This window comes from Micromonospora sp. NPDC049645, from assembly GCF_040675155.1.
Lineage (GTDB): Bacteria > Actinomycetota > Actinomycetes > Mycobacteriales > Micromonosporaceae > Micromonospora.
The window spans coordinates 962409-975160 of record NZ_JBFAOI010000001.1; the positions used below are offsets into that span (position 1 = coordinate 962409).

At 72.5% G+C, this 12752-nt stretch carries 10 protein-coding genes; 7 read left to right on the top strand and 3 right to left on the bottom strand.

Annotation, left to right across the window (positions count from 1 at the left end; genetic code table 11):
* Positions 1-44: 44 nt before the first annotated feature.
* Together AB0J33_RS04545 and AB0J33_RS04550 are read left to right on the top strand one after the other, a co-directional pair.
* On the top strand, positions 45-1328 hold the full coding sequence (locus AB0J33_RS04545; RefSeq protein ID WP_363609755.1) for a thymidine phosphorylase: 1284 nt from the start codon (positions 45-47) through the stop codon (positions 1326-1328).
* 110 nt (positions 1329-1438) lie between these two features.
* Positions 1439-2119, top strand: a complete 681-nt coding sequence (locus tag AB0J33_RS04550) for a DUF4272 domain-containing protein (RefSeq protein ID WP_363609757.1) — start codon at positions 1439-1441, stop codon at positions 2117-2119.
* A gap of 2 nt (positions 2120-2121) precedes the next feature.
* On the opposite strand, the gene AB0J33_RS04555 is transcribed toward AB0J33_RS04550, so the two are convergent.
* Positions 2122-2970: a putative RNA methyltransferase gene (locus AB0J33_RS04555; RefSeq protein ID WP_363610234.1), complete on the bottom strand. Its 849-nt coding sequence runs from the start codon at positions 2968-2970 to the stop codon at positions 2122-2124.
* 97 nt (positions 2971-3067) lie between these two features.
* On the opposite strand from AB0J33_RS04555, the gene AB0J33_RS04560 reads away from it, so the two are divergent.
* The gene (locus tag AB0J33_RS04560) at positions 3068-4141 is read left to right on the top strand and encodes an adenosine deaminase (RefSeq protein WP_363609759.1); all 1074 of its coding nucleotides are present in this window, start codon (positions 3068-3070) and stop codon (positions 4139-4141) included.
* Positions 4142-4143: 2 nt separating this feature from the next.
* Here the strand turns inward: AB0J33_RS04560 and AB0J33_RS04565 are convergent, their stop codons facing one another.
* Complete coding sequence (locus AB0J33_RS04565; RefSeq protein ID WP_363609761.1) at positions 4144-4437, bottom strand: hypothetical protein; 294 nt, start codon at positions 4435-4437, stop codon at positions 4144-4146.
* A 502-nt stretch (positions 4438-4939) separates the two neighbouring features.
* Between AB0J33_RS04565 and AB0J33_RS04570 the strand changes: the two genes are divergently transcribed.
* From AB0J33_RS04570 to AB0J33_RS04585, 4 genes are all read left to right on the top strand, one after another.
* Positions 4940-8530: a nitrate- and nitrite sensing domain-containing protein gene (locus AB0J33_RS04570; protein ID WP_363609763.1), complete on the top strand. Its 3591-nt coding sequence runs from the start codon at positions 4940-4942 to the stop codon at positions 8528-8530.
* Positions 8527-8931, top strand: coding sequence for a roadblock/LC7 domain-containing protein (locus AB0J33_RS04575; protein ID WP_030329023.1), 405 nt, complete (start codon positions 8527-8529; stop codon positions 8929-8931). The genes AB0J33_RS04570 and AB0J33_RS04575 overlap by 4 nt, the downstream gene beginning before the upstream one ends.
* 98 nt (positions 8932-9029) lie before the next feature.
* Positions 9030-9407 carry a DUF742 domain-containing protein gene (locus AB0J33_RS04580; protein WP_030329021.1) on the top strand — a complete coding sequence of 126 codons (378 nt, stop codon included), beginning with the start codon at positions 9030-9032 and terminating at the stop codon, positions 9405-9407.
* A gap of 1 nt (position 9408) precedes the next feature.
* Positions 9409-10002 carry an ATP/GTP-binding protein gene (locus AB0J33_RS04585; protein WP_007455465.1) on the top strand — a complete coding sequence of 198 codons (594 nt, stop codon included), beginning with the start codon at positions 9409-9411 and terminating at the stop codon, positions 10000-10002.
* 244 nt (positions 10003-10246) lie between these two features.
* Here AB0J33_RS04585 and AB0J33_RS04590 read toward each other — a convergent pair whose 3' ends face one another.
* Positions 10247-12721: a transposase gene (locus AB0J33_RS04590; protein WP_363610236.1), complete on the bottom strand. Its 2475-nt coding sequence runs from the start codon at positions 12719-12721 to the stop codon at positions 10247-10249.
* Positions 12722-12752 lie beyond the last annotated feature (31 nt).

The window sequence follows — 12752 nt, forward strand, 5'->3', positions numbered from 1 at the left end:
CGGCCGTACGCCGGTGCCACCATTCGACTAGGAAAGATCTTCTGATGAGTAGTGGGTTCGCTGCGGTTGATGTCATTCGGGCGAAGCGGGACGGGGGTGTGCTGTCGGACGCGCAGATCGACTGGGTGGTCGACGCGTACACCCGGGGGGTTGTCGCCGACGAGCAGATGTCCGCGCTGGCGATGGCGATCCTGCTCAACGGCATGACCGGGCCGGAGATCGCCCGGTGGACGGCCGCGATGATCGCCAGCGGTGAGCGGCTGGACCTGTCGGCGGTACGCCGGCCGACGGTCGACAAGCACTCCACCGGAGGAGTCGGCGACAAGATCACTCTGCCGCTCACCCCGCTGGTGGCGGCGTGCGGCGCGGCGGTTCCGCAGCTCAGCGGCCGGGGTCTCGGCCACACCGGCGGCACGCTCGACAAGTTGGAGTCCATCCCGGGCTGGCGGGCCACGGTGAGCAACGACGAGTTCATCGCCCAGCTGGACGAGGTCGGCGCGGTGATCTGCGCGGCCGGTGCCGGGCTCGCGCCCGCCGACCGCAAGCTGTACGCGTTGCGCGACGTCACCGGCACCGTGGAGGCGATCCCGCTGATCGCCAGCTCGATCATGAGCAAGAAGATCGCCGAGGGGACCGGGGCGCTGGTCCTCGACGTCAAGGTCGGCTCGGGCGCCTTCATGAAGTCCGTCGACCAGGCCCGCGAGTTGGCGCGCACCATGGTCGAGCTGGGCGGTGCGCACGGCGTGCGGACGGTCGCCCTGCTCACCGACATGTCCACACCGCTCGGCCTGGCGATCGGCAACGCGGTCGAGGTGACCGAGTCGGTCGAGGTGCTGGCCGGTGGTGGACCGGCCGACGTGGTGGAGCTGACCCTCGCCCTGGCCCGGGAGATGCTCGCGGCCGCCGGACTGCCGGACGCCGATCCGGCTGCGGCGCTGCTGGATGGCCGGGCGATGGACTCCTGGCGGGCGATGGTCCGGGCCCAGGGCGGTGACCCGGACGCGCCGATGCCGACGGCCGCCGAGGTGGAGGTGGTCCGCGCCGAGCGGGACGGGTACGTCGCCGCCGTCGACGCGTACGCGATGGGGGTCGCGGCGTGGCGGCTCGGCGCGGGCCGGGCCCGCAAGGAGGACCCGGTCAGCGTGCCGGCCGGGGTGGTGTTGCACAAGCGGCCGGGCGACGAGGTGCGGGCCGGTGACCCGCTCTACGAGCTGCGTGCCGAGGACGCGACGCGGATTCCGGCGGCGCTGGCCGAGGCCGCCAAGGCGGTACGGATCGCGTCGACCGCACCGGCGGCGACGCCGCTGGTCATCGAACGTATCGGCTGACCGACCCGGGGTCGCCCTGGCATGGTGCCGGTCACCTGGGAGCGCTATTGTCGCAGGCCAAGGGGGGACAACCGGCCTTGCGCCGGCGCGAGCAGACAGGAAGATCCGCCGTGACCGTTGCTGCCCCCGACCCACGTGAGGTGCGCGAAGCGAGCCTGGACGAGCTGTCCCGGCTCGGCCTGCCGTTGCCGCCGGCCCAGTTTCCTCTGGTCTGGGAGCCGGGCGACCAGATCGACCTGCGTCCCACGGCGGAGATCGAGGCGCGGATCGCGGTGCTGCACCTGATCCTGGCCCGCTGCTTCGGGATGCCCCCGCAGGCGGCGATGAGCTGGCTGCTCGGCTCGCACCTGGTCGAGATGGTCACCCCGCCGGAGTGGCAGTTCGTGATGGGCGGCAAGGGCGACCACCGGTCGTTCGTGCTGCATCACGACGCGCTCTTCGCGCTGGCCTGGGTGCTCGGGCTGAGCAAGCAACTCGACCCCACCCTCGCGGTCGACGAGCGGCTGGTCGAGCGGCTGCCGCACATCGCCGAGGGGGAGACCTTCCCGCACTGGCGCTCCCGGATCCTCACCGCACCGCAGCATCCGGCCGACGCGGCCGCCCTGCTCGACCTGCACTACTGCCTGGACTGGGCGTACCTGGAGACCGAGCGCGGCGGCCGGCGCGCGCCCGGCCTGGTCGACGCGAACGCGATCGGGCAGCGGCGCTGGGCGTTGGAGTGGGCGGTGATCCTACGCGGGCCGTACCACGACGAGCCGCCCGGCTGGGAAGAGGTCGACCTCTCCACCTGAGCTCAGCGGGGTCGGTACGCGTCCACCCGGACCGACACGGTCACCCGGACCGGTTCCGGCAGGGCGGCCAGCCGGGCGGCGAGCGCGCCCGGGTCGGTGTGCCAGGCGCTCGGGCCCATCCCGACCAGGGTGGCGACCTCCGGCCGGGTCAGCGCCAGCTCCGTGCGGTGCACCGCCGAGCTGATGAGGGTGAAGTGCCCGCCCAGGCTGCCGGTCACCCGCTCGGCCTTGTCCGGGTCCACCCGCAGCAGGTCGAGGGCGTCCACCAACTCGGCGAGGTGGTCCAGGTCGGGCGTCACCACCAGCAGCGTCCCGGCCGGATCGAGCACCCGGTGGAACTCGGCGCCGTTACGCGGGGCGAAGACGTTCAGCAGCACGGCGGTCGAGGCGTCCGCGAGCGGCAGTCGCCGCCAGGTGTCGGCGAGCGCCGCGGCGGCGCGCGGATGCGCACGGGCCGCGCGGCGCAGCGCCGGCTTGGACACGTCCAGGGCCAGACCCACGGCGTCCGGCAGCGCCGCCAGCACCGCACCGAGGTAGCGGCCGGTGCCCGCGCCGGCATCCACCACCAGGGGGTACGCCCCGAAGCCTGACACGGCCCGCGTCGCGGCGTCGGCGAGCGCGTCCGAGACGAGGTCGTAGTGCCCGGCGGCCTGGAATTCGGCGCGGGCGGCGACCATCTCGGCGGTGTCGCCGACGTGTGGTGCCCGCCCGGTGAGCAGATTGACATAGCCCTGACGCGCGAGGTCGAAGCTGTGCCGCCGTGGGCAGCGCAGGGCCCTGATTTCGGTGGCCTGCTCCAGCGGTTCGCCGCAGACCGGGCAGCGCAGCCGGTCGAGGACCCGAGGGTCGATGCCCGGCCGCGGCTTGTCCAACCCCCGGAACGCGTCCATGCCGTCGAGCCTAGTGGCCTGGCTCGGCGGGCCTGAGCTGGCTGACTAGGGTCTGAGCATGGTCGCAACTATCCGGTACGAGGACATCGTCAAGGTCCCGAAGGCACTGCTGCACGATCACCTCGACGGCGGGCTGCGGCCGGCGACGATCGTCGACCTGGCCGCCGAGGTGGGCCACGAACTGCCCACCACCGACCCGGAGGCGCTCGGACGCTGGTTCGCGGACGCGGCGGACTCCGGCTCCCTGGAGCGTTACCTGGAGACGTTCGCGCACACCGTGGCGGTCATGCAGACCGCGCCCGCGCTGCGTCGGGTGGCCCGCGAGTGCGCCCTGGACCTGGCCGCCGACGGAGTGGTCTACGCCGAGGTGCGCTTCGCCCCGGAGCAGCACCTGGAGCGGGACCTGAGCCTGGACGAGGTGGTCGAGGCGGTGCTGGCCGGGTTCGCCGAGGGCACCGCCCAGGCGGTCGAGGCGGGCCTGGGCATCCGGGTGGGCACCCTGCTCACCGCGATGCGGCACGCCGCCCGTTCGCAGGAGATCGCCGAACTGGCCGTGCGGCACCGGGACGCCGGGGTGGTCGGCTTCGACATCGCCGGCGCTGAGGCGGGCTTTCCGCCCACCCGGCACCTGGACGCCTTCGAGTATCTCCAGCGGGAGAACTTCCACTTCACCATCCACGCCGGCGAGGCGTTCGGTCTGCCGTCGATCTGGCAGGCGATCCAGTGGTGCGGGGCGGACCGGCTCGGCCACGGGGTGCGGATCGTCGACGACATCGCCCCCGACGGCTCGCTCGGTCGGTTGGCCGCGTACGTGCGGGACAAGCGAATCCCGCTGGAGCTGTGCCCCTCGTCGAACGTGCAGACCGGCGCGGTGGACTCGATCGCGGACCACCCGATCGGCCTGCTGCGGGACCTGCGCTTCCGGGTGACCGTCAACACCGACAACCGGCTGATGAGCGGCACCTCGATGTCGCGGGAGATGGCGCTGCTGGTGGAGACGTTCGGCTACGGCTGGAAGGAGTTGCAGTGGTTCACCATCAACGCGATGAAGAGCGCCTTCATCCCGTTCGACGAGCGGCTGCGGATCATCGATGAGGTGATCAAGCCGGCGTACGCGAAGTTGCTGGCCTGAACTCAGCCGTGCGGGTGGCCGGCGAGCAGGCCGGCCACCCGGCGCAGCACGTCCCGGGCGCGGGCCGCCTCCGCGCCCAGGCCCATCTGCCGGCGCAGCACCGCGGGCTCGGCCCGCAGCAGCGTCACCCCACGTCGAATCAGCACCCGTGGCGCCTTGCGCTGCTCGGACAGGTCCCGGGCGAGCCGGCGCAGGAAGGTCGCCCCGCGCGGTCGGCGCAGCGCGTACGCCCCGGCGAGCAGGCCACGGCGTCGGCACTCCTCCACGATCTCGGCGGCGAAAATCCCTTCAGCCACGAAAAGTGGCGATCCGTCGACCGCAAATGGCCGGGTGGCCACCCGTCGATCTGCGCCGATCGCATAAACCGGCACATCGGCCCGCCCCTCGTGGGCAAGTCGGGCAATGATTTCCACCGCACTGTCGGCGTCCCAGGACAGCGGCGATTCCCAATCCACCTGGCCGTTTCGTCGCGGCAACGTAGGGTCATCGCCGTCTTTGTAGAAGTCGTCCAGGCAGAGCACCGGCAAGCCGGTTTGCTGCGCTATGTACGACTTTCCGGACCCCGAGGGGCCGGCGAGCAGGACAACGCGATGCGGATGTTCCATTACCTTCAGTTACTCCGGCCAGACAGACTGCTATCAAATCGCACCAACATCTCATCACACCTTCGGTCCGGGACAACCTGGGCTTTCTTCTTGTCGACCGGCGTGATGGAATCTCGGGGGTCCGACCCGCCGGGTCGGTCGCTGGGCGTTGCCCGGGGCAACGCGTTCAAGCTGTAATCGCGAGGGCGGTGACGTGAGCAAACGGCCAAAGACGGCGGGCTCCTTCCTGTCGCGGCTGCGCCGGCCGGCCAGCCGGCTCCGGGACATGCCGATCTGGTCCAAGCTCGGTCTCATCATGATCGTGCCGACCATCGCCACGGTCGTGGTGGGCACCAGTGGTCTCATCGACCACGTGGAGACGCTCAACAATGCCAACCGAGCTGGCGACCTGGCGGACCTGTCGAGCTACTCGGGTGACCTGGTCGACAGCCTGCAGGACGAGCGGACCGCCGCCGTGCTGCTGCTGGGTGCGGACGGAACGCAGCCGACGGCGCAGTACCAGGAGGCCTACAACCGGGTGAACTCCCGGGTGGACCAGGACTCGATCCCCTACCGGCAGCAGCGGACCGAGATCGAGGACCTGCCGAGCAGCCTGGAGAGTCTGCTCGACAGCATCGACCAGAACCTGCAGGACCTGTCCGGCATCCGCAGTCAGGTCTTCAACGGGAAGCTCGCGCTCACCGAGACCGTGCAGGCGTACGAGGGTCTGATCAGCGACCTGCTCGCCATCCGTGACTCGTCCACGCAGCTCGCCGGCGACAACCAACTGAGCGACCGGATGCGCGCCGCCGCGGCGGTCGCCCGGGAGAAGGAGTTCCTCGCCGTCCGCCGGGTCGTGGTGCACCGCGCGCTGGGCGTGAAGGGCGGAAAGCGCCTGACCCCGGCCCTGCGCCGGGACTACGTCGCCAGCGACACCGGCCAGCAGCAGGCACTGCAGAGCTTCAAGGCCGTCGCCACCCCGGACGACGCGAAGTTCCACGACCAGACGGTCGCGGGCGGTGACCGCCGGCAGGCACAGAACTACACCGGCTGGATCGACGGCAACACCACCGGCGACATGCGCGGCGCGCCGTTCGGCCCGGACCAGTGGGAGGCCGCCATGACGGCCAACGCCAAGCTGATCCGCACCGTCGAGACGAAGCTCGACAGCGAAGTGGTCAACGAGGCCGACACCCTCCGCTCGGACGTCCAGCGACAGGTCTTCCTGGAGACCGGCCTGCTGCTCAGCATGCTGCTGCTGGCCATCCTCTTCGCGTACCTGGTCGCCCGCTCGATGGCCCGCTCCCTGCGTGAGCTGCGGCAGGGTGCGCTCTCCGTCGCCCAGTACGGCCTACCGCAGGCGGTGGCCCGACTGCGCGACCCGCAGGTTGTCGGGCAGCTCTCCCCGGTGCAGCTGGCCAACCAGATCGCCGAGCCGCTACCGGTCCGCAGCAAGGACGAGTTCGGCCAGGTGACCGAGGCGTTCAACGCCGTCCACCTGGAAGCCGTCCGCACGGCCGCCGAGCAGGCCGCGCTGCGCGCCTCCGTCGCGACCATGTTCGTCAACCTGGCCCGCCGTTCACAGATCCTGGTCGACCGCCTCATCGGTCACCTCGACCGGCTGGAGCGCGGCGAGGAGGACCCGGACCGGCTGGCCGAGCTGTTCCAGCTCGACCACCTGGCCACCCGGATGCGCCGCAACGACGAGAACCTGCTGGTGCTCGCCGGTGCCGACTCCACCCGCGTGCAGCGTGAGCCGGCCGCCCTCATCGACGTGCTCCGCGCCGCCCAGTCCGAGGTCGAGCACTACACCCGGATCGAGTTCGGTGTCATCGACCGCGACATCGAGGTCGCCGCGCACGCGGTCAACGACCTCGTGCACCTCGTCGCGGAGCTGTTCGACAACGCCACCGCGTTCTCCCCGCCCGACTCGCAGGTCATGGTCGAGGCCCGCCGCGTCGGCGACCGCGCCTCGCTGTACGTCGAGGACCGCGGCATCGGCATCAGCGCCGAGCAGTTGCACGACCTCAACGAGCGGCTCGCGACGCCGCCGCAGGTGGACGTGGCCGTGTCCCGGATGATGGGTCTGGTCGTGGTCGCCCGGCTGGCGTCCCGGCATGGTGTCCGGGTCGAGCTGCGCCCCGGCAGCGACCGTGGCACGGTCGCCGACGTGACGCTGCCCACCTCGGTGCTGGTACCCCGGGCGCTCTCCGGTCGGGTGCAGCAGCCTCCGGCCCTGCCGGCCGTCGGTGCCCCCCAGTTCGGCGGTCCTCAGCAGGGCGGCCCCGCGCCGGTCTTCGGCGCGCTGCCGGCGCTGGGCAACGGCCCCCGCCCGAGCGAGTCCGGAAACCAGGTCACCCTCGGCGGTCGTCCGTTCGACCCCGCCTCGCGCAACGGTGCCGGCACTCCCGCCAACGGCGGCGCGTACCGCTCGATGCCGGCCTGGTCCGACCTGACCGGCGCGGCCGGGACGAACGGCGTCAACGGCGGCGACGGGTTCACCCCCCGACCGGCCAACGGTCAGGGGACCGATCCGCTGCCGCAGCGTCGCTCGGGCGACGACGCCCCGACCTCCGGCCAGCAGCCGTCCATTCCCCGGCAGCTGCCGAGCAGCCCCGAGACGCACCCGTACTCCGCGCCGCCGGTCTCCGCGCAGCCCTACTCCGGTGCGCCGGTCTCCGCCTCGCCCGCCTCCGGCCAGCCCTACTCGGGTGCGCCGTACGGCGGCATGCCGGTGTCCGCCGCCCCGGCCTCCGGGCAGCCGTACGCCGGTCCGCCGGTGTCCGCCGCCCCGGTCTCGGCCTCGCCGGCGTCCGGTCAGCCGTACTCGGGCCAGCCGTACTCGGCGCCGCCCGCCTCTGGCCAGTCGTTCAGCGGGTTCGCGCCCCGATCCGCCCCACCCGCACAGGCGCCCAGCGCCCCCGCACCGCCGGCCTGGCCGCCGGTGCCGGGTGGCGACCGGGACACGGCGACCCCGCCGGTGCCCGAGCGGCTCGCCGCCGCTCTGGACATGACGACGGAGCTGCCGCGGGTGCCGCGACCCGGCGAGCAGCCCGCCGCGGCTCAGCCTCCGGTGCCAGCTCCAGCTCCTGCACCGGCACCGCAGAGTCGGCCGGCGCCGCAGCAGCCGCAGGCGCAGAACCGTCAGCGGTACGCGGACGAGACGATGGAGCTGCCGATCTTCCGGGAGCTTGAGTCGGCCTGGTTCCGTACCCGCCGTCCGGGCTCCGAGGAGACCGCGGCCGGAGCCCAGCCAGCGACGAACGGCGACTCCGCGACCCAGCAGTTCGCCACGGTCGAGGCCACCGGTCGGGCAGTCCACAAGACACCACCCGGGACGACAGGTAACACACCGATGGCAGACACTCCGACGGTCGGAGGAGCGCCGCGGGACAACGGCTCCACAGCGAACGAGGGCACCCGCCCCAGCCTCGCCGAGAGCCTGCCGAACCGCCGGCCCCAAACGCAGACCAACGGCTGGCAGACCGCTGCCGACGACGGCTGGCGAGCTGCCTCCGCGGCGGCTGGCGCGGTGCCGGTGAGCGAGACCACCACGACCGGCCTGCCGAAGCGCAAGCCGATGGCGCAGCTGGTGCCCGGTGCGGTGGAGAAGCCCACCACCTCGGTCCAGCGGCGCTCCCCGGAGGCGGTCCGTGGCCTGCTCTCCGCCTACCACCGGGGCGTGCAGCGAGGGCGTAGCACCTCGGACAACCCGACCAGCCCGGAGGCGACTCCGGGAGGGCAATCCTCGCAGTCTGGCTCAGGCCCGGTGGCCGGGAGCGGGCAGAAGGAGCAAGAAGGATGACAACTACGCAGGATCTTGGTTGGCTGCTTGCCAACTTCGCCGACCGGGTGCCCGGCGTCGCGCATGCGGTCGCCGTATCGGCGGACGGCCTACTCCTCGCGTCGTCACGGGATCTGCCGCGCGACCGGGCAGACCAGCTCGCCGCGATCTCATCGGGTTTGGTCAGCCTGACCCAGGGGGCAGCACGCTGCTTCGAGGGAGGCGCGGTGTTGCAGACCGTCGTGGAGATGGACAATGGCTTCCTGTTCCTGATGTCCATCTCGGACGGCTCGTCCTTCGCCGTGCTGGCAGCCCGCAGCTCCGACGTGGGCCAGGTCGGCTACGAGATGGCGTTGCTGGTCGACCGGGTGGGCGACGCGTTGACCCCGCAGCCGCGTGCGGCTGCGGGCATGCTGGGCTGACACTCAGCCGATCGTGAGGTCGGCACGACTGCAACGACAACAACGACGGGTTTCACCGGTGGGAGCCGGTTACGGGTGCGAAGGAGGTGAGCGGCGAGATGGCCGATCGTGACGAACCGACCGGAGCGTTGGTCCGTCCATACGCCGTGACCCGTGGTCGTACCCGTCCCCGGCTCGACATCGCGCTGGAGGCGCTCGTCGAGACGACGGTGCGCGGCCGGGCCGCTGCCAATGGCAACGGCGGCCAGGGCCGCGAACACCAGTACATCGCCGCGCTGTGTGACGGACGCGTGCAATCGCTCGCGGAGATCGCGGCGCGGATGCAGCTCCCGCTCGGTGTGGCCCGGGTGCTCATCGCCGACATGGCGACGGACGGCCTGGTCGCGGTCCACGAGCCGACCATCCTGGACGACTCCGACGACGCGGTGGGCACTGAACTGCTGGAGAGGGTGCTGAGTGGACTTCGCAGGCTCTGACATGTCGCACCGCCCGCCGAACCCGAGCGGCCGCGTGACGTCGGCGAAGATCGTTATCGCCGGTGGATTCGGCGTCGGTAAGACGACGCTGGTCGGCTCGGTCTCGGAGATCACGCCGCTGACCACCGAGGCCATCATGACCTCCGCTGGCGTGGGCGTCGACGACACCCGGCAGGTGCCGGGCAAGACGACGACCACGGTGGCCATGGACTTCGGCCGGATCTCGATCGACCGTGACCTGATCCTGTACCTGTTCGGTACGCCGGGTCAGACCCGTTTCTGGTTCATGTGGGACGAACTGGTGCGGGGTGCGATCGGTGCGGTCGTGCTGGTGGACACCCGCCGGCTGGCCGACTGCTTCGCGGCGATCGACTTCTTCGAGCACCGCCGCCTGCCGTACCTGGTGGCGATCAACTGCTTCGACGGAATGCAGTACCACGACCCGCAGGACGTTCGGGACGCCTTGGCGATCTCGAGCGACGTGCCGGTGGTGGCCTGCGACGCCCGTAACCGGGAGTCGACGAAGCACGTGCTGATCTCGCTGGTCGAGTACGTGCTGACCATGCGTCGTACGCGCGCCGTCGCCCCGGCCTGATCGGGGCGCTGCCCGCCCGGTGGTGGCTCTGGCCGCCACCGGGTGCAGCACCCTGCCCGCACGTCGCACCGGCGCGTCCCTACGCCGCCTCCCGAGCGTCTCGGAAGCCGTCGGGCCCCCGCACCCTGGGTCCGTGGCTCTTCCGGGATCGTCGAGAGGCGGCGTTGCCGTGTCCGGGGTTCTTGGCGGTACGCGAGAGCGCCCGCAGTCAGCTGACTGCGGGCGCTCTCGCGGATGAGCAGGATCAGGACTGGTAACCGGCCGAGCGGTACTCGTACTCCCGGTCGTCGTCGCGGTCCCCGTGGTCGCGGCTGAAGTCCCAGCCGCCGGCGGCCTCGCGACCGGGGCGACCACCCACCGCGAAACCGCCGATCTCCTGGCCGCGACGCCAGCCACGGAAGTAGCCGGTCGTGTTCTCCGCGAGGCTTGCCGCATCACGCACTATCCGCAATGGGCGCTCCTCGCGCAGCGGCGAACCAGGGACCAGGTTGGCCTGCGGCACGCGCTTCGGCAACCCGGCGTTGGTTTCGGCGCCCACCGCCGGGCGGGCGGCCTGCTCGGCAGCCTGCCAGCCGGTGTCGGCCGTGGTCGACCAGTCCAGATCGGACTCGTCGGCGTGCCCGACGAACCAGGCCGACTTGGCCTGCGCGAAGATCAGCAGATCGCCGTCGCCCTCGTCGGCGACCGGCGGCGGCCGGTGCTCCATGGGCGGCGGCCGGTGCTCGACCGGGGGCGCCGGCCGGTGCTCGGCGGGGCGCTCGGTGCGGGCGGCGGCCCGACCGTTGCGAGCGGCCTGCTCCCGGTCGACGAGACGCAGCGGGGGCGTCTCCAGGTGCTGGTCCGCGGCCGGGTTGGGCCCCTCGCGCAGCGCCCGGTCGGCCAGCGGCGGCGGCTCCACCAGCCGCAGCATGGGTGGTTCCTGCGGCAGGTCGTCCGCCAGCCAGGGCGGGGTGACCCGACCGTCGGCCCGGCCCGGATCGGTCGGGGCGTCGACGCCGCGGTTGCCGCCGTACGAGTAGGCCACCGGGTTGTTCGGCGAGCTGTCGGACGGGTCTTCCGGGTTGTTGACCAGCGGCCAGTTGGCGCGGGAGCCGGGCGGCGCGGCCTCCTGACCGGGTCGGGGGGTCGGCACCGGAATGCTGAGATCGGTGGCGCTGAACCCGCCGGTGGGCGGCTCGTCGACCGGTCGTTGCAGGTGGCTCGGCCGGGGCTCCCCGTTGGTCTTGGGCCGGGGCGGAATGACCGTGCGCTGCCGTTCGGCCCGCGCGTTGTTGATCGCGGCGGTGGTCAACGTCGGCCGGAACGGCTCGCCGGCCTCGGCCGGAGGCACCAGGCCGCGCTGTGCCGGCGCGATCGGCGTGATCCCGGGCGGCGGAGGCGGCGGCGAGGACACCGGTCGATTGGTCGGACCGTCGATCCGGCTGGGCAGCGGCTCGCTACGACTGGGCAGCGTGGACGCGGGCGGAGCGGCCATCGCCGCCGGGGTCATCGGGGCGGGTGCGACCGGTGGTGGCGTGACCGGCGCCGGGGCGACCGGCGGCGGCCCGAGCGGGCGGGGCGACGCCAGCGGCGCGGCACCGGGGGCCGGCTCGGGACGGCTGCGCCGCCCACCGGTGGGTGCCGGGTCGGCGGCCGGCGGCGTGGGTCGAACCGACCGCAACCCGGCGTTGGTGCCGGCCAGGCCGGTCAACCCGGCGTTGGTGCCGGCCAGGCCGGTCAACCCGGCATTGGTGCCGGCCAGGCCGGTCAGCTCACCGACGGACTCGCCACGGCGGGCAGCGGCACGGCGGCCGGGTGCCTGCACTGGCGTGCTGACCCGTGAGCTGAGCGCGCTGACCAGCGCCTCACAGCCGGCGTCGCAGGCCCGTACCGAGGCGACGGCCTGCCGGACCGTCTCCGCCACCGCGGACGTGAGCGCCCGGTTGACCGCGGCCCGTCGCGGTGTCTCGGAGATGGCGACCCGCAGGGCGGTGACCGCCTCGTTGATCTCCTCGGCATCGGCGACCCCGTCCGCGGCGAGGTGCGCGGCGATGGCGTCCGCCGCGACCGACACCTCACGGCCCCGGGCCACGGTGCCGCCGAGCATGCCCGGCTCGGGCAGCGCGTCCAGCACCGCCAGAGAGACCGGCTCGGCCGGATCCGGGTACGCGCGCAGGGCGGCCGGGTAGAGCTCCCGCAGCACCTCACGCAGCGCCACGGCGGCGGAGTGTCGACCACTGGCCAGCGCGGCGTGCGCGGAGAGCACCTGCTTGTAGCCGGCGAGGTCCCGGGGTGCCGGCAGGGTGACGGCGGAGAGCGCCCCCGCCTGCAACGCGCGGGCCAGGCCGACGGCCCGTCGTTCGGCCGGGGGTGACTGCATCTCCTCGAGGGAGTCGTCATCGGCGAACCGCTCGGCGAAGTCGTCCACCGAGTCGTCGTCGGCGATCGCCAGGGGTCGCCCCGCCGCGCTCAGCAGCGAGGTGACCGTGTGGTCGTCGCTGTCGGCGGCGATGGCCGCACCGCTCGGCCCGCCCGACCGCTCCACGAGCAGCGCGACGAGCTGGGCGTAGCCAGCGGCGTCGTCGCTGATCTCGCAGACATGCAGCAGACGGCCTGCGTCGTCGACCACAGCGGACGTCAGCGTCGAGCCGGCGGAGGCCGGTCGGTCAGCCGGATCCGCCGAGGCCAGACCGCAGTAAACGCGCACGAGCGCCACGGCGTCGTCCTCCTCCCGGGACAGGTCTTTCCTCTGCCAGCAACTGATGCTCCCC